This is a genomic window from Pseudoalteromonas sp. SR43-2 (assembly GCF_014163885.1).
GTDB classification, from domain to species: Bacteria; Pseudomonadota; Gammaproteobacteria; order Enterobacterales; family Alteromonadaceae; genus Pseudoalteromonas; species Pseudoalteromonas distincta.
The window spans coordinates 119,178-139,332 of record NZ_JACJED010000007.1 but is presented as its reverse complement, the minus strand read 5'-3'; the positions used below and the strand labels follow the sequence as shown (position 1 = coordinate 139,332).

The window sequence follows — 20,155 nt, the reverse complement described above, 5'->3', positions numbered from 1 at the left end:
CTTAAGGAATAAGCATGGCAAAGGTTAATTGGGGAATTATTGGGTGTGGCAATATAGCTCACACCTTTGCTAAAAGCATTGCGCATTGTAGTGATGCACAGCTTATTGGCGCAGCTTCAACGAGTATGCAGCGCGCTAAAGAATTTGCAACACCGTACAATATTCAAGGCTACGAGAGCTATCAAGCTCTTATGCAGTGCCCAAATATAGATGCTATTTATATTGCCAATACGCACGATCAACACTTTAAAACGATAGCCCAATGCTTAAAACACAATAAGCACGTGTTAAGCGAAAAACCAATTACCGTTAATGCTAAGCAGTTGCAAAGTCTCACTGAGCTTGCAAAACAACAAAACTGCTTTTTAATGGAAGGCGTTTGGATGCGATTTTTACCCGCCATAGTAAAATTACAACAGCTCCTAAGTGAAGGTGTTATTGGTAATGTGCACAGTGTTAATGCCAACTTTAGTTTACCTGGCAGCTTTGCCGACACTCACCGATTAATGAACCCTGTAACAGCGGGTGGCGCCCTGCTCGATTTAGGTATTTATCCTATTTCGATTGCTGATGTGGTATTTAATAAAACCCCTGAACACATCAAATCCTTTGTACATAAAAGCACAACCGGCGTTGATGAGCGAAGCACTGCTATAGTTGATTACGGTAACGGGCAATTTGCATCTCTTGCCAGCGCACTGCAGCAAAATGGCCCAACAGAAGCATGTATTAATGGTGAGCTTGGCTATATTCGAATACCTCAGTTTGTAGGTGCAAAAACGCTAGAACTACACATAAAAGACCAAGACCCTCAGTACTTTGAATACAACTTTAGTGACGATGAAAACTTTAAGTTTGAAATTGCACATGTCACGCAGTGTATATTACAAAAACAAACTCAAAGCAGCGTGTTGTCCCTCGGTACTAGCTTACGAGTTATGAACATAATGGATACCTTGCGAGCACAGTGGCAGCTGCAATATAGCAATGTCGTCGAGTCGGCTGAACTGACAAATTAAAAAATAAAAATACACAACAAGGACACACAATGACACACACACTCAAGGCGCTTTCAAAAGCCATATTACTTGCTACGTGCAGTTTATCTGCCAGTGTAGCTGTTGCTGAATCTAATAAACCAGAGCAGCTATACCCGCCAATCACTAGCGAAGTACTGCCAGAGCTTGCAGCTAAAGGTAGCTACAATGTAGGTGTGCAAACACTTGATTTAGTTAACCCTGCGCAATTTGACCCCGCTACACAAGGTCAAAAAGATCGTCCTTTAAAAGTAGAAGTGTGGTATCCGGCTGCAAATACAGCAACAGCGCCACTTACCAGCTACATAGATGAAACTCGCTCAGGTAAAGAGTTTACTTTGCAAGCCGATGCAATGCGTGATGTCGCCATTAATAATAAAGAACACTACCCTGTCATTGTGCTTTCGCACGGTTATACCGGTTACCGTACAATTATGTACTACCTTGGCGAGCATTTAGCGTCGCACGGTTACATTGTGGTAGCTATTGACCATACTGACTCAACCAATGCCGATGTTGATTTTGAAAACGCACCGTTTTCTGGCTTTTTTAGCACGCTTATAAATCGCTCACGCGATCAGCAGTTTGTAATTAATTACTTTAATGAGCAAAACAACTTTGCCAGCAAGCAAGTAGATAACAAAAGCGCAGGTGTAATTGGTTACTCAATGGGTGGCTATGGCGCGGTAAATACAATAGGTGGTTGTTACGCTTTTAATGAGCAAACTACGGCTATGTTTACGGGTATGAAAGACCCAGCTCAAATTAAAAAAGTACAGCAATTACTAAACAGCTGCGCTGGTGGACAATACCAGAACCCAAAAGTAGACTCTCGTATAAAAGCGATGGTGGCCTTTGCACCATGGGGCGGACAGCACGCTATATTTGATGCCAAAGCAATGGCAAATATTAAAGTACCTTCGCTTTATGTAGCTGGTGACTTAGATGACATTTCAGGCTATGAAGGCATTAAAAGTCTTTATGAACAAACAGGCAGCAAAGATAAGTACATGCTTACTTACAAAAATGCACGCCATAATATAGCACCACACCCAGCCCCTGCTATTGCACAAAGCAGCAGTGAGCTAGATATAGGCCATTACTACGAGCCTTCGTGGTCTATGCGCACACTAAACGAGACCAACAAACACTTTGTACTTGCCATGATGGATTGCCACGTAAAAGGCATAGACCGCGAGTGTAAATACTTAGATTTACCACAAAACGGCGACCAAGCTGTTGTTGATGGTAAGCCGCTGCCACAGTGGCGCGGGTTTGATAATCGCTTTTCTACCGGTATGGATTGGCTACAAGCTAAACCTCACACCAAGTAATAATAAGCTTTAAGCGGTTGTTTTAATCAATAGCCGCATACGCCCTTAAAATAATGCAAAAATAAAACGCCTTTTATATAAAAGAGTTACCAGCAAATATTAGCGTGTTTATTTTTTAATCTGCTATTTTAAGAAAAAACCATTGCCATTAACTTCGGTTAAAGGCAATCTAGTCATATATAAGATAAGATAAATAACACAAATATCATGTCCAAATACATACTCTCAATTGATCAAGGAACCACAAGCTCTCGGGCCATCTTGTTTACAAAAGATGCAGACGTTTTTGGTACAGCACAACAAGAATTTTCGCAGCATTTTCCACAAAATGGTTGGGTAGAACACGACCCTAACGATATTTGGCAAACAGTGCTTAGCACTAGTCGCGAAGTCTTAACTAAAAACGATGTAAAGCCTGAAGAAATTATTGCCATTGGTATCACCAATCAGCGCGAAACCACTTTGGTATGGAACAAAAAAACAGGCAAAACAATTTATAACGCTATTGTATGGCAAGACCGTCGCACCAGTGACTATTGCGAAAGCCTAACAACTGATGAGCTTTGCCAAACAATAAGCGATAAAACAGGCTTACTGCTCGACCCTTATTTTTCGGCCACTAAAGTTCGTTGGATTTTAGATAACGTTGAAGGCGCCCGCGAACAAGCCCTTGCAGGTGAGCTCGCCTTCGGTACGGTTGACACTTACCTACTTTGGCAGCTAACTGGCGGTAAAGAGCACCGCACCGATGCAACCAATGCATCGCGCACCATGTTATTTAATATTCATACCCAGCAGTGGGATCAAGAGCTTTTAGAGTTATTCGATATTCCAGAATCTATGCTGCCAGAAGTAATGGATTCAGCTGACGAGTTTGGTTCAACCAGCGCTGATATTTTTGGCGCGCCAATTCGCGTATGTGGTATTGCAGGCGATCAACAAGCTGCGCTTGTAGGACACGCATGTTTTGAACAAGGCATGGCTAAAAGTACTTACGGTACTGGCTGTTTTTTAATGCTTAACACTGGCGAAAAAGCACTGACCTCAGAAAACCGCTTACTGACCACTGTTGCCTACAGATTAAACGGCAAGCCAACTTATGCCATTGAAGGCAGTATATTTATGGCTGGCGCAACTATGCAGTGGATTGTTGAAGGCTTAAAACTACTTAGCCATGCTGGTGAAAGTGAGTCAATGGTTAAAGATGTACCGCTCGATCATGGTGTATTTTTAGTGCCTTCGTTTACTGGTTTAGGCGCTCCTTATTGGGACCCTAATGCACGTGGCGCTATTTTAGGGTTAACACGCGACTCTGGTATTAGCACTATTGTTGCTGCAGCGCTGCAATCAGTTGGCTACCAGACCAAAGATTTACAAAAAGCGATGGAGCGTGATGGCCTTCGCCCAAGTGTGCTTCGTGTAGATGGCGGTATGGTAAAAAATAATTGGGTTATGACTTTCTTATCTAATATTTTAGGTGCAACAGTTGAGCGCCCAACAGTGACCGAAACCACTTCTTTAGGGGTCGCTTATTTAGCTGGCTTGCAAGCAGGTGTGTACGAGTCGACTGAACAGTTATCTAAAATGTGGACATGCGACCGTCGCTTTGAGCCCACCATGAGTGCCGACGAGCGTAACGATCTATACGCAAAATGGCAGCACTGCGTAGCCCAAGTCTGCTTAACGAATAAAAACTGCCCGCAGTAAATACCAAGTGGCTAAGGCTAATACTTTAGCCACTTTGCTTTTTTAACTTAGCTAAATGCTAGATTTAAAAGGCATGTTTTACTGCTTTAAATTGAAAATGGATTAGCGTCAAAATTAACGAACAAAAACTGGGTTTTCTATTGTCAAATGAAAACAGCAGCTTTATGATGCTTATGTCTTATTTATATTACAAATAAAAAGGTTAGCTCGGTGGAATTAGCAGATAACGAATATGACTTACTAGTCATCGGTGGCGGTGTAAACGGCACTGGAATAGCGGCTGATGCAGCTGGCAGAGGGTTAAAAGTTCTATTGTGCGAACAATCAGACCTTGCCTGTGCAACATCTTCAAACAGTTCTAAGCTGATCCACGGCGGTCTGCGCTACCTTGAGCATTACGAATTTAGATTAGTAAAAGAAGCCTTAGCAGAGCGAGAAGTACTACTTAAAAACGCACCTCATATTATGTGGCCGCTAACCTTTAGATTGCCGCATCAAAAACACCTGCGCCCAGCTTGGATGATTCGTATTGGCTTGTTTATGTATGACAACCTAGCAAAACGCGAGACACTTGCGGGTTCTCGAAGCATTAAATTTGGTGAAAATAGCGTTTTAGAACCCTCTATTACTAAAGGTTTTGAGTACTCAGATGGCTGGGTTGATGACTCTCGCCTAGTCGTTTTAAACGCCCTAGCAGCGCAACAAAAAGGTGCTGTTATTACCACGCAAACTAAGTGTGTAAATGCTAAACGTGAGCAAGGTAAATGGCAAGTAACGCTTGAGCAGCAAAAGAGCAAAGCTAAATACACCATTTCTGCCAAAGGCATTGTTAATGCTGCGGGTCCTTGGGTTGCTAAATTATTTGACGAAGCACTAACAGAAAAATCACCACAAAATATTCGCCTTGTAAAAGGTAGCCACATTGTAGTGCCTCGCATTCACGATGAAAAACAAGCTTATATTTTACAAAATAAAGATCAGCGTATTGTGTTTGTTATTCCGTTTGAAGATGACTTCTCACTTATTGGCACAACCGATGTAGAGCACAAAGGTGAAGCACAAGACGTTAAAATTAGTGATGAAGAAATTGATTACTTAATTGATATTACTAATACCTACTTTAAACAACCGATTAAACGCGAAGACATAGTACATACCTTTTCTGGTGTACGCCCATTACTTGATGACGAATCAGTTAATGCACAAGCCGTTACTCGCGATTATAAATTAGAGCTTTCGAGTGATGCTAAACAAACACCTCTACTGAGTGTGTTTGGCGGAAAAATTACAACTTATCGCAAACTTGCCGAAGCTGCGGTTAATAAGCTTGAAGATTTTTATCCGCAAATGAGCAATGCGTGGACCAAACATAGTCCGCTCCCTGGTGGTGATTTTAGCTCTGTAGAAGCACTTAAATCAGAGCTAAAAGCAAAATACGAATGGCTACCTGAAATAACACTTAAACGCTTTGTACGCACTTATGGTACTCGTGCTAAACATATTTTAGGTAGTGCAACTGGGCTGAGTGATTTAGGCCAAGATTTTGGCCATGGTTTATTTGCAGCAGAAGTAGATTACTTGCTAAATGAAGAGTGGGCAGAAAACGCATACAATATTTTATGGCGCCGCAGTAAATTAGGACTACGTTTTAATGAGGCGCAAGTTGCTGCGCTTAATGATTATATTGAGCATAACCAAGCAGCTAAAAGCGCTTAACTATCAAGTTATAATAGCTTCCTATTAACCCCTTTATAATTTAACCGTTATAAAGGGGTTTATTTTTTTGACTCTAAATTAAATAAGTAATTAAAGCCGCTAAGCGTCGCTGATTTAATATCAAACTCAACACACTTCACACCTATTTGGTTAAGCGCCGTAGTAAAACACTTATTCAGCTGCTTTGTGCCAATCACCACAACTTGTGTATCACTTAATAATTGCCATTCGCTAGCGTGGCGAGCTGCTCGTACATCGCTGCCAATTAATACACCCGACAAATAGGCTTTAGCTTGTACTGGCGTTAACTCCTTTGAAAGCTGGCGGGTACGTACACTAAAAATACCATGTGCCAAATTACCGCTATCACTACCTAAAGTTAGCTCACAGCCTTGCTCAAATGCTTTAAAGTCAAACTCACCTTCTGCGCAGTCATTAGGAATTAAAACACTTTGATGACATAACAAATCATATAACTCACCGGTCATGGCTGTTTTAAAGCAAATGATTTCGCCATTGTTTATAAGCACCCATTTGGTATGTGTGCCAGGCAAACAGAGTAATATTTTACCTTGTTGATACTCTGGGTTTTTCTTTAAAAACCCTAAAATTTGCAGCTCTTCGCCGCGCATTACATCAAACAAGCCATTTTGCAGCGTACACTTTGTGCCAGGTAACGCTTTAGTAATATGTCCATCGCAATCAAAGCTAACAGCAGCATTAAGTAACCCTTCGGGATTAATTGGGCATTCTAAATAAGGCGTTTCGTGCCAGCCGATGCTTGAGGTAATTTGTCCTGCAATATATATAGGTAAGCTGCCATATTCTTGCTTCCACACCGCAATGGTGTCGATTAGGGTTTGCTCAAAATTTTGATTTGCCTTAACAACACCAGGGCCATCACGTTGTGCTAATAGTTTAAGTGTTGATTGCGCTCGTACTTCGCACAAATAAGCGCGTAAATGGCTCGTGCCCCAGTCAACAGCAATAAAAAGAGATGAAGTAGCCAAGCTTTAAAGCCTCCCACCGTCAATTTTAATACTTTGCCCTGTGATCATACTGCTTTCATCGGCGGCTAAAAAGAGTGCCAAATTAGCAACATCTTCAGGTGTTACTAATTTTTTAAGCGCCATGGCTTCCATCCACTTAACTTGCTCTTCTTCGGTAAACCAGCTTGCTAGTTGACGGTCGGTGGCCACCCACCCTGGTAAAATAGCGTTAACGCGAATACCAAACTCGCCGTAATCGCGAGCCAATGCCTTAGTCATACCAATTAGGCCTGCTTTTGCGGTTACATAGCCTGCCATTTGAGGTTGCCCCATAATAGCGTTAATAGAACTAAAGTTAATGATACTGCCCGCTCCATCGCTCTTCATAAAAGACATAGCAACTTGAGAGGCAAAAAATGCAGGGTTTAAGTTTATTTGTAAGCACTGATCCCAGTCTTGCACTGTAACGTCTTCGCTTGCTTGACGGCGATCGTTCGCTACATTATTAACTAGTACATTAATGGCACCAAAAGCGGCGCATGCATCTACAAGTGATTGCTGAAGTGCATGAGAGTCAGTTACATCAACTTGCCTATACCATAGTTTTGCATTGGGTAAATCACGAATAAGCGATTGCGCTGCCTTATCATCAATATCTATAAATGCCACTTTTGCATTTTGGTTTACAAAGGATTTAACCATTGCTCTACCAATGCCTGATGCACCGCCTGTAATAAAAATAACTTTACCAGAAAGACTATGATATTGAGCTAGGGTGTTCAAATTCAACTCTCCATACAGCGCATTTTCAATTTTAATTAAACCCTTTATAAACTTACATTTACAGTATAAAGAGCCAAACTAAGTTGTTATTGCTGTGCTAAAATATTTAACTAATTAAAAGTTTATATCATATCCTTAAGTACATTAATATGATATATGATATATAATAAAGCAATATATCAACTCGGAATCCTGCGCAATGAAAAGCCAACCCCGTCAAAATTTAACACAACAGTTAACCCACGATTTGGGTTTTGCTATTGTGCGTGGTGTTTACCCTGTAAGCGAAGGCCTGCCTTCTGAAGCCGATTTATGTATAAAGTATGATGTAAGTCGCAGCGCTACCCGCGAAGCGGTAAAAATGCTCTCTGCTAAAGGGTTAATTTCATCGCGTCCTAAGCAAGGTATTCGTGTATTACCTGAAAGCAGCTGGAACATGTTTGATACCGACGTACTACGTTGGATTTTAAGCAGCAAGCCATCACTGTCGTTATTAAAAGAGTTTACTCAAGTACGCGTAGCCCTTGAACCACAAGCAGCCGCTCTTGCAGCACTAAATGCAACTGCTGAACAACTCGCTGATATAGATAGTGCCTTAGCCCGTATGGCTGAAGCAGACGAAGGTTTAGACGACCCATTAGAAGCCGACATTGCTTTTCATACCAGCATATTAGTGGCCAGTAACAATCGCTTTTTTGTGCAGTTAACTGAGTTTATTAGTACAGCCCTTAGAGTAAGTATTCGTTATACAAACCACATTAAAGGTGTACCGGGCGCAGATGTTGCTAAGCACGCTGATATTTTAGAGACCATAAAGTCACGCGACCCTGAGCGCGCTAAAAAAGCAGTAGAAACAATTTTAGAAGAAGCACTACAGTTAATTGAATCTAAATTAGTGTAATGTTAGTTCAACATATTATATAAATATTGAGTCCATCGAATTTACTCTTTGTAGTATATTTTATGGACTTTTTTATTGCCTATAAAACTTAAATTACAGGCATTAAAAAATCCGATATCAGTCTCCTGATATCGGATTTTTAATTATTTAAATCAGCTTAATAACTCGGGTTATTAACTAAGATAAAACGCCTTTTTACAGGCTAGAATTACAATCCTAATTTCTTCTCAAGATAGTGGATGTTAGTACCACCATTTTGGAAGTTTTCATCTGCAAGAATTCTCTTATGCAAAGGAGTATTAGTTTTAATTCCGTCAATTACTAGCTCGTTAAGTGCATTGCGCGCGCGGGCAATAGCTACGTCACGGTTTTCACCGTAAGTAATTAACTTACCAATCATTGAATCGTAATGTGGTGGAACCGTATAGTCAGCGTAAATATGGCTGTCCCAACGAATACCTAAGCCACCAGCAGGATGGAAACGTGTAATTTTACCCGGTGAAGGGATAAACGTTTCAGGGTCTTCAGCATTAATACGACACTCAATAGCATGACCACGAATAACAACGTCGTCTTGCGTGAATGATAATGGTTGACCCGCAGCAATTTTTAACTGCTCTTTGATTAAATCAATACCAGTAACCATTTCAGTTACAGGGTGTTCAACCTGAATACGTGTATTCATTTCGATGAAGTAAAACTCGCCGTTTTCGTATAAAAACTCAAACGTACCTGCACCGCGGTAACCGATTTCGATACATGCACGTGTACAGCGTTCACCAATAAATTTACGTGTTTCTGCAGTAATACCTGGAGCTGGTGCTTCTTCAACTACTTTTTGGTGACGACGTTGCATAGAACAATCACGTTCACCTAAATGTACTGCATTACCTTGGCCATCTGCTAATACTTGAACTTCGATATGGCGTGGGTTTTCAAGGAATTTCTCCATGTAAACCATGCTATTACCAAAGAACTGCTTAGCTTCTTGCTGTGTTAATGCAATTGAATCAATAAGTTCAGATTCGCTACGAACAACACGCATACCACGACCACCACCGCCACCAGCGGCTTTGATGATTACCGGGTAACCGATTCGTTTAGCGATTTGCATGTTACGTTCTTTATCATCTGATACCGGACCATCAGACCCTGGTACACATGGAACGCCTGCTTTACGCATTGCTGAAATAGCAGAAACTTTATCACCCATAAGGCGAATAGTGTCACCTTTTGGACCAATAAATACAAAACCACTTTGCTCAACTTGGTCGGCAAAATCAGCGTTTTCTGCAAGGAAACCGTAACCTGGATGAATCGCTACAGCGTCAGTTATTTCAGCCGCAGCAATAATGCGCGGGATATCTAAATAACTTTCAGTTGCTGATGGTCTACCAATACAGATGGTTTCATCTGCAAGCAATACATGCTTAAGATCGCGATCCGCCGTTGAATGCACAGCAACCGTTTTGATCCCAAGCTCTTTGCAGGCGCGCAATATACGAAGTGCAATTTCACCTCGGTTTGCAATGACTACTTTATCTAACATTAGAGTTGGCCTTTTAGGTTACGCTATTATTCAATGATGAATAGAGGTTGATCAAATTCTATTGGCTCGCCATTTTCAGCTAAGATAGCTCTTACTGTACCGGCTTTATCTGACTCAATTTGGTTCATCATTTTCATAGCTTCGATAATACAAAGCGTATCGCCAACTTTAACTTGCTGACCAACTTCTACATACGCTGGAGCTTCAGGAGACGCTGCTGCATAGAAAGATCCAACCATTGGTGATTTAACTTGATGGCCAGTAGGTTCTGCTGGAGCTGCTGCTTCAACTGCTACAGGAGCTGCTGCAACTGGAGCTGGGGCTGCTGGCGCCGGTGCATATTGCTGTGGAGCAAATTGCGGGTAACCAGGGCCTGCGCTCATGTTGTTACGGTTAATACGTACTGATTCTTCACCTTCAGTGATTTCTAGCTCAGCAATACCTGATTCTTCTACTAATTCGATAAGCTTCTTTATCTTGCGAATATCCATTACACGACCCGCCTATTTGTTTGTGTGTTAATTTAAAATTAAATCGAGTTTTTCAACCGGCTCACAGCGGCATTTAATGCTGCGTGGTAACCCATTGCACCTAATCCACATATCACGCCTTGTGCCACATCAGAAAAATACGAATGATGACGAAAGGCTTCACGTGCGTGCACATTACTTAAGTGCACTTCAAAAAACGGAATATCAACACTTAGCAATGCATCACGTAATGCAACGCTTGTATGCGTAAATGCAGCAGGGTTAATTATTATGTAATCAACCGCTTGCCAAGCACTGTGTATTCGCTCAATGAGGGCTTGCTCACTATTACTTTGAAAATGTGCTAACTCAACATCTAGACTATCAGCGGCACTGGTTAGTTCGCTCATAATTTCACTTAGCGTTTGAAAACCGTATTTATCCGGTTCACGCTTGCCAAGCATGTTCAAATTTGGACCATTTATAACTAAAAGGTTAAATTTTGCAGCCATAATACGCGATATATCCTATAAGTAATGAGTTAAGCGGTTGCTAAGTAGTTTTTCGCTTTTAAGTAAGCAGAAAAAAGTAATGTAGCAACAAATTCTCACGTTAACCAACTATTATAGTGATTTCGATGTAAATAGCAGCAAAATACTGGTCCAATCTCTATTTTGGGAACAAATAACTAGGAGGGAGTCGTAAGCCACTTGGTATATCCAAGTGGCTCTATTGCACTATTATTGTGCGCTGGCGCGCACTGTAGCAAGGTGTTTAGCAAAATCTTCTGCGTTTAAAAAGCCGGTTACACGTTGTGTAGTTAGCTCTTTACCTTGGGTGTTAAAAAACAAAATACTAGGTAAACCAAACACGGTGTACTCTTCCATTAACTCAATTGTTTTATTGTCACTGTTAGTTAAATCAACTTGAATTAGCTGATAATGGCTAAATTCACTTTGCACTTTGGCATCTGGAAACGTGTAATGCTCAAACTCTTTACACGCCACACACCAGTCAGCATATAAGTCGACCATAACCATTCGACCTTCATTATTCGCTTGCGCTACGGCTTCTTTTAGCTCAGCTAAATCCGCCACCTTTTTAAACTCATTACTTTGTGAGCTTACTTGCGCAGCTTGTACTGGCCAAAAGTAGTTTTTAGTTAACGTAAAACCAGTCATAACTAATAGCGTTGCAGCAAACCATAATACAGTTTTTAACTTGCTTTGTGTTTGGCTACTTTGCCAGTGATGTAGGTAAAGTGCCGTTGCTAATGCAAGCACACCAGCCATTAATAATATAATGTCGGCGCTTACTAGTCGCTCAAGTAATATAAGCGGCACAACAAGCATTACAAAGCCAAACAAAGTTTTAACTTGCTCCATCCAACCACCGGCTTTAGGCAGTAATTTACCACCAGATGTACCAAGTAATAAAAGTGGTAACCCCATACCTAAACTAAGCACGTATAGCGTTAAACCACCTACTAAGTAATCACCACTTTGCGCTACAAATAAGAGCGCTGCCGACAGTGGCGCAGTAGTACACGGTGATGCTATTAATCCCGACAGTACGCCCATTAAAAATACGCCAACGTAGTTGCCGCCTTTTTGGTTGTTACTTACCTGAGTTAGCTTGCTCATCATACTGCTTGGCAGTTTTATTTCGTACCAACCAAACATCGACATAGCCAATAATACAAATAGTAAACTAAAGCTAACTAGTACAAATGGATGCTGTAAATACCCCTGAACTTGCCCACCAAGCGCCGCAACAACTAAACCAAGCGCTGCATAGGTAACTGCCATACCTTGTATATATACAAACGACAACGCAAACGCTTTTTTAGTTGAAAGGTTTTGCTGACCCGCAATTAAGCTCGACAAAATAGGAAACATAGGGAATACGCAGGGCGTAAAAGCAAGGCCTACACCAACAACAAAAAATATGAGTAAATTAGTTATTAAGCCCTGACTTGCTAACTGTTCAGTAAAAGTAAGCTCTTTTTCGGCATCATCCGAATTTGTTGGAGGTTCAGTAGTTGGCTCGTTGAGTGCTGCAAGTGTACTTTGCGCAGTTGCCGCTTCATCGGTGGCGCTATTTTGATCTACATTTTTAATCTGTGCGCCACTAATAACACTAAGTGGGATGCTAATTACTTCTGGTGGATAGCAAAGCCCTGCTTTTGCACAGCCTTGGTAACGAACTTTAACCACGGCGCCTTCGGTTACATTACTTAGCTTACTAATAACACTCGCGGAGTTAAAAAAAACCTCTGTTTTACCAAAAAATTCATCTTCAATAATTTCGCCACTGCCAGAGTCGCCTACTTGAATGTTTGCACCTTTGGCGATAATTTCTATTTTCTTTTTATATAAATAATAGTCTGGCGCTATATCCCAACCTACAAACAAGGTACTGCCTTGTTGGTCAAAATCAAAAATAAACGCTTGGTCTACAGGTAAAAAAGTCTGTTGAGGAGGCCCAAGTAGATCACCAAGCACATTATTAGTCGCAGCCTTTACGGGTACGGTTAATAATGTAACCAACAATAAAAAGAAAAAACGCATTAATTCAGTACCTCGTCCATCCAATTAAAATACGCCAAATTACCAGTTGAAACTTCTACAACCTGAATCTCTGGCACTTCGTAGCTATGTAGCTCTTTTATTGTTAAAAACACATCGTTCATTTTATCTGCTTTTGTTTTTATAAGTAGTTTGGCTTCAGTTGCTTCTGCAACTTCGCCTTCCCACATATAAATAGAGCCCATGTTAGGTAAAATATTTACACAAGCTGCTAGCTTTTTTTCTACCAACGCCCTTGCTAGGCTGCGTGCTTCTGCTTCATCTTTGCAGGTCGTAAAAATCATTTTAAAATGCGTAGTCATTATGAACCTATACTTATTGGACAGTGTCTAGCTTCATAGTATCTGATAGCCGATACAATGTGTAGACGCTAAAATATCAGTAAAATGACTATACCTATGCCCTAACCTTGAAAAGAGACCTAGTCACCCTCATTTATATTTCATCAACTCTTTTGAGTGTCATTATTTAGAGAGCGCTATGTTTAGATTTTTATTTGTGTTGTTTATCATCATCCCTATTATCGAAATCGCTTTGCTGATTCAAGTAAGCGATGTGATTGGCGGATTTGCAACAATTGCACTTGTTGTTATTACCGCGATTTTAGGTGCCAAAATGGTTAAAACACAAGGTATGGGTGCGCTGCAAAACGTACAAGCGCAAATGGCGCAAGGGCAAATGCCAGCCAAAGAATTATTTACCGGAATATGCGTTGTAATTGCAGGGGTATTATTACTTACCCCTGGCATTATGACCGACGTGTTTGGGTTACTATTATTAACGCCTGCAATTCGTAACAAACTGGCCGCAGGCCTTGCTAGCCAAGCAACTGTTAGAATGAGCGCAGGTAGGCAACAAGGGCCATTGCCGTTTGCTGGGCAGCAACATGCTGAACGAGAGCAAGGGCAAATGGAACGACCAACGACTATTGATGGCGAATATGAGCGAAAAGATTAAAAATTTATCATTTTTTCTCTTGGAATTTTACACTCTACCCCCATTAATGAATGCAAATTAGAAAAGCTTTTTTCTGTACTGTTCAGAAACTGTTAGGAGAACTAAAAAACATGAACATTCGTCCTTTACAAGATCGCGTAATCGTTAAACGTCTAGAAGAAGAAACAAAATCTGCTGGCGGTATTGTATTAACTGGCTCTGCAGCTGAAAAATCAACTCGCGGAGAAGTTGTAGCCGTAGGTAATGGTCGCGTTTTAGATAACGGTGACGTGAGAGCGTTAGAAGTTAAAGCCGGTGACACTGTGTTATTTGGCTCATATGTTGAAAAAGTTGAAAAGATCGAAGGTCAAGAGTACCTGATCATGCGTGAAGATAATATTTTAGGCATTGTAGGCTAAACCTACTTTTCGTTTATAAACATTTAAGAATTTAGAGGAATTTAAAACATGGCAGCAAAAGAAGTACTTTTTGCAGGTGACGCACGCGCTAAAATGCTAACTGGCGTAAACATCCTGGCAAACGCAGTAAAAGTTACATTAGGTCCTAAAGGCCGTAACGTTGTACTAGACAAATCATTTGGCTCTCCAGTTATCACTAAAGATGGTGTATCTGTAGCAAAAGAAATCGAACTTGAAGACAAGTTTGAAAACATGGGCGCACAAATGGTTAAAGAAGTTGCATCTAAAGCAAATGATGCAGCCGGCGATGGTACAACTACCGCTACAGTACTTGCACAGTCTATTGTTAATGAAGGCCTTAAAGCTGTTGCAGCAGGCATGAATCCAATGGATCTTAAGCGCGGCATCGACAAAGCAGTTATTGCTGCTGTTGCAGAGCTTAAAGCGTTATCTGTTCCTTGTTCTGATACTAAAGCAATTGCACAAGTAGGTACTATTTCAGCTAACTCTGATCAAGAGATTGGTAATATCATTGCTCAAGCAATGGAAAAAGTAGGCCGCAACAGCGGTGTTATTACTGTAGAAGAAGGTCAATCACTTGAAAACGAACTAGATGTTGTTGAAGGCATGCAGTTTGACCGTGGTTACTTATCTCCTTACTTTATCAACAGCCCAGAAAAAGGCACTGTTGAACTAGATAACCCATTTATTCTACTTGTAGATAAAAAAATATCTAACATCCGCGAATTATTACCAACATTAGAAGCGGTTGCTAAAGCAAGTAAACCACTACTAATCATTGCAGAAGACCTTGAAGGCGAAGCACTAGCTACATTAGTAGTTAATAACATGCGCGGTATTGTTAAAGTATCAGCTGTTAAAGCACCTGGCTTTGGCGATCGTCGTAAAGCAATGCTACAAGATATCGCTGTATTAACTGGCGGTACTGTTATTTCTGAAGAAATCGGCTTAGAGCTTGAAAAAGCAACAGTTGAAGACCTAGGTACAGCTAAACGCGTAATTATCACTAAAGATGATACAACTATCATTGATGGTGCTGGTGAAGAAGCAGGTATTACTGGTCGTGTTTCTCAAATTAAAGCACAAATTGAAGAAGCTACATCTGACTACGATAAAGAAAAACTTCAAGAGCGCATGGCTAAACTAGCTGGCGGTGTTGCAGTAATCAAAGTAGGTGCTGCTACTGAAATCGAAATGAAAGAGAAAAAAGACCGCGTTGAAGATGCATTAAATGCAACTCGTGCAGCGGTTGAAGAAGGCGTAGTACCTGGCGGCGGTGTTGCACTTGTACGTGCTGCTAGCAAGCTAGCTGATTTAGTTGGCGACAACGAAGATCAAAACCACGGTATTAAAGTTGCACTTCGTGCGATGGAAGCACCACTTCGTCAAATCGTAACAAACGCAGGCGACGAAGCATCAGTTGTAATTAACGCAGTTAAAGGCGGCGATGGTAACTACGGTTACAACGCAGCAACTGGCGAATACAACGACATGATTGAAATGGGTATCCTAGATCCAACTAAAGTAACACGCTCTGCGCTACAGTTTGCAGGGTCTATTGCGGGTCTAATGATCACTACTGAAGCAATGGTAGCTGAAATCCCTAAAGACGAATCTGCTGGTGCACCTGATATGGGCGGCATGGGTGGAATGGGTGGTATGGGCGGCATGATGTAATCATCCCCTAAACACCTAGCTCAAATAAAAACCCAGCTTCGGCTGGGTTTTTAGCTATTGGGCACAAATAAAGTAAAAGCCACAGGTGTGGCTAATTAATAAAATGACTTCGCGTATCCCTTTGCTTCTTAAATGCATGCCAAGCCATACTCAGAGTTAATTTTATTTATTAAAAATTATTAAGGATATTAAGATGAATAAAAAACCTGAACTAATCATCTCATCACTCGATGCAGATAGATTGTATGACTTAATGGAATCATTGCCTGCAGGTAGCTTTGCTAATAAAGAAGAATTGGAAGCTGAACTGGCACGAGCGACAATAGTCGAACCTAAAGATATGCCATCGTCAGTTGTAACAATGAACTCAACTGTAAACTTTATTGTTGAGTCTTCTAAAGAAGAATTTACGTTAACCTTAGTGTACCCAAAAAACAGTGACTCTAGCGGCGATAAAATATCGATATTATCCCCCGTTGGTAGCGCATTACTTGGACTAAACCAAGGCGACGAAATTGAGTGGCCTAAACCGAGTGGCGGCTTAATAAAGGTAAAAATAAAAGAAGTAACCTATCAACCAGAACGTGCTGGTGAATTACACAGATAAACATTTTATGCATTTAACGCTAAAACTCGACTTAAAGTAAGCCCAGCCTCGGCTGGGTTTTGCTTTTTATTATAAACCAGATTGTTACTGTTTAATTTATACCTATAAATAAGCCACATACTGCGAGCATATACCTTACTTGATCGTTTACTAAATATGATAAAAAGTACATTTATTTAATAGTACGGAGTAAACCAAACATGACTAACGTTCAACAGCATATAAGCGGCATTGCATTAGTTGTTAAGGACTACGACGATGCCATTGAGTTTTATACTCAAAAGCTCAACTTTGAGTTAGTCGAGGATACTGATTTAGGAGATGGTAAACGCTGGGTATTAATTTCACCTCCAAATTCAAACGGGGCTTGTTCAAACAGAGCTAATTCGAGCAGGACTAATCTACTGCTTGCTAAAGCCACAACGCCCGAACAAATTAGCGCTATTGGTAATCAAACGGGTGGTCGCGTGTTTTTATTTTTGCATACTAATGATTTCTGGCGAGATTATAATTTAATGCTTTCTAAAGGCGTTACATTTAACGAAGAGCCTAGAGTAGAACCCTATGGCACCGTAGTGGTTTTTGAAGACCTATATGGTACAAAATGGGATTTACTGCAGCTTAATAATTAGTTATGTAAAGTGACGCTTGAACTCACGTCACTTTATTAACTAACTCTCTTACAACTGGGAATAAATCACTGGGTAGCATTCCTCTTTGCCCGTCTCGCTCACTTGCGATATCACCAGCTTTAGCGTGCAGTGTTACACCATAGCGTGCTGCTTCATCAATAGTTAAACCTTGAGCAAGTAATGCCCCAATAATACCAGTGAGTACGTCGCCACTGCCGCCAACTGCCAGTGCTGGGTTGCCATCTTCACATACCCACGTGTGCTGGGCATTATCTATTAATGTTCCAGCGCCTTTTAATACACAAGTCGCGTTATAGCGCTTGGCGCAAAGGCGGGCATAATTAAAACGGTCTGATTCTATGTCGCTAGTACTAACACTTAGCAGACGCGAAGCTTCGCCTGGATGTGGCGTAAGTACGCATTGCTCTAACATATACGATGAAGCTTGCTTAGCGAGTAAATTAAGGGCGTCTGCATCTATAACCAATGGCATTTTATTGTTTTGGCAATATTGCATTACTTCATCGAATGTTTGTTGTGCCCACTCGTCTTGCCCAAGCCCTGGGCCAATAACAACGCAGCTTGCCCACTCTAGCGCTTGATGTAAGTTATTACTGCTTACCATAAGTTCTGGTCTGCCAATACTAATAGGTGTTATTGAGCTTTCGTGTGTATACACCCTTACCATACCAGCACCCGTTCTAAGAGCTGCTTCACTACTTAACCTAATTGCACCTGCAGTACCTTGATTACCACCAACACATAAAAGCTTGCCATGGCTGCCTTTATGACTATTGATTGCCCGCGTGGCTATTCCTTTAAAGCTATTAATATTTATTAAGGTACCTGATGATTGAGCTATACAGGTAAACGCATCACCAATTGCTAAATCATCAAATACTAACTTACCAGTATATTGTTTACCTGCAGTCGTTGTGAGCCCTTGCTTTATACCCACAAAAGTAACGGTTGAAGTCGCTTGTACTGCGCATCCTAAAGGCTGGCCTGTATTTGCTTCAATACCTGATGGTATATCAATGCTTATTACGGGCTTATCACTGTTATTTACCGCGTTAATTATATTCGCAAAATTATCGCGCACGGCGCTATTAAGCCCAGTACCAAGGAGCGCATCAATAACGATATCGCACTCATTAAGAGCATCTTTTGTAAAATGAGAAACCACCCCACCCGCTTCTATCCATAGATGCTGCGCTTTTGCAGCATCACCGTTTAATGCTTTATCAGGTTCAGCAGCGCATACCGTTACCTTTTTACCTGATTGCATAATAAGCCTAGCTACAACGTAACCGTCTCCAGCGTTGTTACCATGACCAACAATGACTAATGTATGCTGTGCATCAAATAACTGCCATTGCTTATATACAGCCTCTCCTGCCCGCTGCATTAGGGTAAATAAATCGCAATGACTATTTTTAGCCGCTAAAGCTTCATTATCTCTTACTTGTTGTGCGGTAAATAAGGTTTTATTAAGCATAAAGGCTCCTTTAATAGGTGATAGTTCACCTTATCAAATACTTATATCTAGCGGCTAGTTCTGTTGGCAATTTTAAATTGCAATTTTATTTAAAGTCTAACACTCCCACTTCAATTTGGGCATGGCTCACTTGAGCACGTCTAACTTGAGCAAGGTGAGCTAATTAAAGTACAATGCAGTTAATTAAAGGCTTGGTTTACTTGTAATCCAAGCCTGTTTATTTTTAGGTAGAGAAAAGCATGGCACAAACTCGCGGTAACTTATTTATTTTATCAGCCCCTTCAGGTGCTGGTAAATCAAGCTTAATCAATGCGTTATTAAAAAAACACGCTGATATGAAAGTATCTGTATCACATACAACTCGCGCCCCTCGCCCAGGCGAAGAAAATGGTGTGCATTATCACTTTGCATCTACAGATGAGTTTAAAGCGCTTATTGCCAAAGATGACTTTTTTGAATGGGCCCAAGTATTTGACAATTACTACGGCACATCAAAGCAGGCTATTGAGTCGCAACTTGATGCGGGTATTGATGTGTTTTTAGATATTGATTGGCAAGGCGCGCAACAAGTGCGCGAAATAATGCCAAGCGTAAAAACTATTTTTATACTACCTCCTTCAAAAGAAGAGTTAGAGCAACGCTTAAATAATCGTGGCCAAGATTCGGCTGAGGTTATTGCCTCTCGTATGGCAAAAGCACAATCTGAAACATCACATTATAACGAATACGACTATGTAATTGTTAATGATGACTTTGAGAGCGCGCTTGGCGACATAGAAATGATTGTAATGGCTCAGCGCTTAACCCTAAAAGCGCAAGAAGAACGCCATCAAGTTTTACTAAATAGCCTGCTTAAATAATTTAAGTCTATTTAAATCAGGCTTAGACAAGTAAAACTGATAAAAATTGAACACTGGCTATTGGCGAAAGTGGCTGCTTGCAGTAAACTACGTCTTTGATTTAAATTATTTTTGGAGTGCTGTGATGGCCCGCGTAACAGTTGAAGATGCAGTAGATGCAGTTGGTAATCGTTTTGACTTAATTTTAGTTGCGGCTCGTCGTGCCCGCCAAATTGCTGTTGGTGGTAAAACTCCACTAGTAGACCCTGAAAACGATAAGCCAACGGTAGTTGCTTTACGTGAAATTGAACTAGGTTTAGTTGATAGCTCTTCAATGGACTTAATTGACCGTGAAGAACAACAACACCAAGAAGCAGCTGAATTAGCTGCTGTTGCTGCTATTGTTGGCGGCAACCAATAATCGACCTCCCGGTCTGATTTAGCCAACGGCG

At 40.9% G+C, this 20,155-nt stretch carries 20 protein-coding genes; 12 read left to right on the top strand and 8 right to left on the bottom strand.

Annotated features, from left to right (window positions below):
• Positions 1-14: 14 nt before the first annotated feature.
• The 4 genes from H5120_RS08410 to glpD all read left to right on the top strand — a co-directional run bounded on the left by H5120_RS08410 (position 15) and on the right by glpD (position 5,794).
• Positions 15-1,019 carry a Gfo/Idh/MocA family protein gene (locus tag H5120_RS08410; protein ID WP_182674091.1) on the top strand — a complete coding sequence of 335 codons (1,005 nt, stop codon included), beginning with the start codon at positions 15-17 and terminating at the stop codon, positions 1,017-1,019.
• A 29-nt stretch (positions 1,020-1,048) separates the two neighbouring features.
• A complete protein-coding gene (locus H5120_RS08405) occupies positions 1,049-2,371 on the top strand; it encodes a dienelactone hydrolase family protein (RefSeq protein ID WP_182674090.1) in 1,323 nt (440 codons plus the stop codon).
• Positions 2,372-2,578: 207 nt separating this feature from the next.
• A complete protein-coding gene (gene glpK, locus H5120_RS08400; RefSeq protein ID WP_033013631.1) occupies positions 2,579-4,078 on the top strand; it encodes a glycerol kinase GlpK in 1,500 nt (499 codons plus the stop codon).
• Between the two features lie 210 nt (positions 4,079-4,288).
• Complete coding sequence (gene glpD, locus H5120_RS08395; protein ID WP_002958847.1) at positions 4,289-5,794, top strand: glycerol-3-phosphate dehydrogenase; 1,506 nt, start codon at positions 4,289-4,291, stop codon at positions 5,792-5,794.
• A 59-nt stretch (positions 5,795-5,853) separates the two neighbouring features.
• Here the strand turns inward: glpD and H5120_RS08390 are convergent, their stop codons facing one another.
• Entirely contained in the window at positions 5,854-6,804 is a 951-nt protein-coding gene (locus H5120_RS08390) for a 2-dehydro-3-deoxygalactonokinase (RefSeq protein WP_182674089.1), read from the bottom strand.
• Between the two features lie 3 nt (positions 6,805-6,807).
• Entirely contained in the window at positions 6,808-7,566 is a 759-nt protein-coding gene (locus tag H5120_RS08385) for an SDR family NAD(P)-dependent oxidoreductase (RefSeq protein WP_149601989.1), read from the bottom strand.
• A 199-nt stretch (positions 7,567-7,765) separates the two neighbouring features.
• Between H5120_RS08385 and H5120_RS08380 the strand changes: the two genes are divergently transcribed.
• The gene (locus H5120_RS08380; protein WP_024596672.1) at positions 7,766-8,467 is read left to right on the top strand and encodes a FadR/GntR family transcriptional regulator; all 702 of its coding nucleotides are present in this window, start codon (positions 7,766-7,768) and stop codon (positions 8,465-8,467) included.
• 208 nt (positions 8,468-8,675) lie between these two features.
• Here H5120_RS08380 and accC read toward each other — a convergent pair whose 3' ends face one another.
• From accC to cutA, 5 genes are all read right to left on the bottom strand, one after another.
• Positions 8,676-10,016, bottom strand: a complete 1,341-nt coding sequence (gene accC / locus H5120_RS08375; protein WP_002958843.1) for an acetyl-CoA carboxylase biotin carboxylase subunit — start codon at positions 10,014-10,016, stop codon at positions 8,676-8,678.
• A 26-nt stretch (positions 10,017-10,042) separates the two neighbouring features.
• Complete coding sequence (accB, locus tag H5120_RS08370; protein ID WP_002958842.1) at positions 10,043-10,507, bottom strand: acetyl-CoA carboxylase biotin carboxyl carrier protein; 465 nt, start codon at positions 10,505-10,507, stop codon at positions 10,043-10,045.
• Between the two features lie 38 nt (positions 10,508-10,545).
• Complete coding sequence (aroQ, locus tag H5120_RS08365) at positions 10,546-10,998, bottom strand: type II 3-dehydroquinate dehydratase (RefSeq protein ID WP_002958841.1); 453 nt, start codon at positions 10,996-10,998, stop codon at positions 10,546-10,548.
• Positions 10,999-11,226: 228 nt separating this feature from the next.
• Positions 11,227-13,056 carry a protein-disulfide reductase DsbD gene (locus H5120_RS08360; RefSeq protein ID WP_182674088.1) on the bottom strand — a complete coding sequence of 610 codons (1,830 nt, stop codon included), beginning with the start codon at positions 13,054-13,056 and terminating at the stop codon, positions 11,227-11,229.
• On the bottom strand, positions 13,056-13,376 hold the full coding sequence (gene cutA, locus H5120_RS08355; RefSeq protein ID WP_002958839.1) for a divalent-cation tolerance protein CutA: 321 nt from the start codon (positions 13,374-13,376) through the stop codon (positions 13,056-13,058). The genes H5120_RS08360 and cutA overlap by 1 nt, the downstream gene beginning before the upstream one ends.
• Positions 13,377-13,554: 178 nt before the next feature.
• Between cutA and H5120_RS08350 the strand changes: the two genes are divergently transcribed.
• The 5 genes from H5120_RS08350 to H5120_RS08330 all read left to right on the top strand — a co-directional run bounded on the left by H5120_RS08350 (position 13,555) and on the right by H5120_RS08330 (position 17,366).
• On the top strand, positions 13,555-14,031 hold the full coding sequence (locus tag H5120_RS08350; RefSeq protein ID WP_182674087.1) for an FxsA family protein: 477 nt from the start codon (positions 13,555-13,557) through the stop codon (positions 14,029-14,031).
• A gap of 110 nt (positions 14,032-14,141) precedes the next feature.
• Positions 14,142-14,429 carry a co-chaperone GroES gene (locus tag H5120_RS08345; RefSeq protein WP_002958836.1) on the top strand — a complete coding sequence of 96 codons (288 nt, stop codon included), beginning with the start codon at positions 14,142-14,144 and terminating at the stop codon, positions 14,427-14,429.
• Positions 14,430-14,477: 48 nt separating this feature from the next.
• Positions 14,478-16,127 (top strand): chaperonin GroEL, encoded by a 1,650-nt coding sequence (groL, locus tag H5120_RS08340; protein ID WP_182674086.1) that lies wholly within the window; start codon positions 14,478-14,480, stop codon positions 16,125-16,127.
• Between the two features lie 193 nt (positions 16,128-16,320).
• A complete protein-coding gene (gene rnk / locus H5120_RS08335; protein ID WP_010555031.1) occupies positions 16,321-16,734 on the top strand; it encodes a nucleoside diphosphate kinase regulator in 414 nt (137 codons plus the stop codon).
• A gap of 200 nt (positions 16,735-16,934) precedes the next feature.
• The gene (locus H5120_RS08330; protein WP_182674085.1) at positions 16,935-17,366 is read left to right on the top strand and encodes a VOC family protein; all 432 of its coding nucleotides are present in this window, start codon (positions 16,935-16,937) and stop codon (positions 17,364-17,366) included.
• Between the two features lie 22 nt (positions 17,367-17,388).
• On the opposite strand, the gene H5120_RS08325 is transcribed toward H5120_RS08330, so the two are convergent.
• Positions 17,389-18,864, bottom strand: a complete 1,476-nt coding sequence (locus tag H5120_RS08325) for an NAD(P)H-hydrate dehydratase (protein WP_182674084.1) — start codon at positions 18,862-18,864, stop codon at positions 17,389-17,391.
• 239 nt (positions 18,865-19,103) lie between these two features.
• On the opposite strand from H5120_RS08325, the gene gmk reads away from it, so the two are divergent.
• Positions 19,104-19,724, top strand: coding sequence for a guanylate kinase (gene gmk / locus H5120_RS08320; RefSeq protein ID WP_024596677.1), 621 nt, complete (start codon positions 19,104-19,106; stop codon positions 19,722-19,724).
• A gap of 124 nt (positions 19,725-19,848) precedes the next feature.
• Positions 19,849-20,124 carry a DNA-directed RNA polymerase subunit omega gene (gene rpoZ, locus H5120_RS08315; protein WP_002958829.1) on the top strand — a complete coding sequence of 92 codons (276 nt, stop codon included), beginning with the start codon at positions 19,849-19,851 and terminating at the stop codon, positions 20,122-20,124.
• The last annotated feature ends 31 nt before the right edge of the window (positions 20,125-20,155 follow it).

Excerpts from the sequence above, each read along its gene's own strand:
- H5120_RS08410 (WP_182674091.1), top strand. The coding sequence starts at position 15 with ATGGCAAAGGTTAATTGGGGAATTATTGGGTGTGGCAATATAGCTCAC.
- H5120_RS08405 (WP_182674090.1), top strand. The coding sequence starts at position 1,049 with ATGACACACACACTCAAGGCGCTTTCAAAAGCCATATTACTTGCTACG.
- glpK (WP_033013631.1), top strand. The coding sequence starts at position 2,579 with ATGTCCAAATACATACTCTCAATTGATCAAGGAACCACAAGCTCTCGG.
- H5120_RS08380 (WP_024596672.1), top strand. The coding sequence starts at position 7,766 with ATGAAAAGCCAACCCCGTCAAAATTTAACACAACAGTTAACCCACGAT.
- accC (WP_002958843.1), bottom strand. The coding sequence starts at position 10,016 with ATGTTAGATAAAGTAGTCATTGCAAACCGAGGTGAAATTGCACTTCGT.
- accB (WP_002958842.1), bottom strand. The coding sequence starts at position 10,507 with ATGGATATTCGCAAGATAAAGAAGCTTATCGAATTAGTAGAAGAATCA.
- aroQ (WP_002958841.1), bottom strand. The coding sequence starts at position 10,998 with ATGGCTGCAAAATTTAACCTTTTAGTTATAAATGGTCCAAATTTGAAC.
- H5120_RS08360 (WP_182674088.1), bottom strand. The coding sequence starts at position 13,056 with ATGCGTTTTTTCTTTTTATTGTTGGTTACATTATTAACCGTACCCGTA.
- cutA (WP_002958839.1), bottom strand. The coding sequence starts at position 13,376 with ATGACTACGCATTTTAAAATGATTTTTACGACCTGCAAAGATGAAGCA.
- H5120_RS08350 (WP_182674087.1), top strand. The coding sequence starts at position 13,555 with ATGTTTAGATTTTTATTTGTGTTGTTTATCATCATCCCTATTATCGAA.
- H5120_RS08345 (WP_002958836.1), top strand. The coding sequence starts at position 14,142 with ATGAACATTCGTCCTTTACAAGATCGCGTAATCGTTAAACGTCTAGAA.
- groL (WP_182674086.1), top strand. The coding sequence starts at position 14,478 with ATGGCAGCAAAAGAAGTACTTTTTGCAGGTGACGCACGCGCTAAAATG.
- rnk (WP_010555031.1), top strand. The coding sequence starts at position 16,321 with ATGAATAAAAAACCTGAACTAATCATCTCATCACTCGATGCAGATAGA.
- H5120_RS08330 (WP_182674085.1), top strand. The coding sequence starts at position 16,935 with ATGACTAACGTTCAACAGCATATAAGCGGCATTGCATTAGTTGTTAAG.
- H5120_RS08325 (WP_182674084.1), bottom strand. The coding sequence starts at position 18,864 with ATGCTTAATAAAACCTTATTTACCGCACAACAAGTAAGAGATAATGAA.
- gmk (WP_024596677.1), top strand. The coding sequence starts at position 19,104 with ATGGCACAAACTCGCGGTAACTTATTTATTTTATCAGCCCCTTCAGGT.
- rpoZ (WP_002958829.1), top strand. The coding sequence starts at position 19,849 with ATGGCCCGCGTAACAGTTGAAGATGCAGTAGATGCAGTTGGTAATCGT.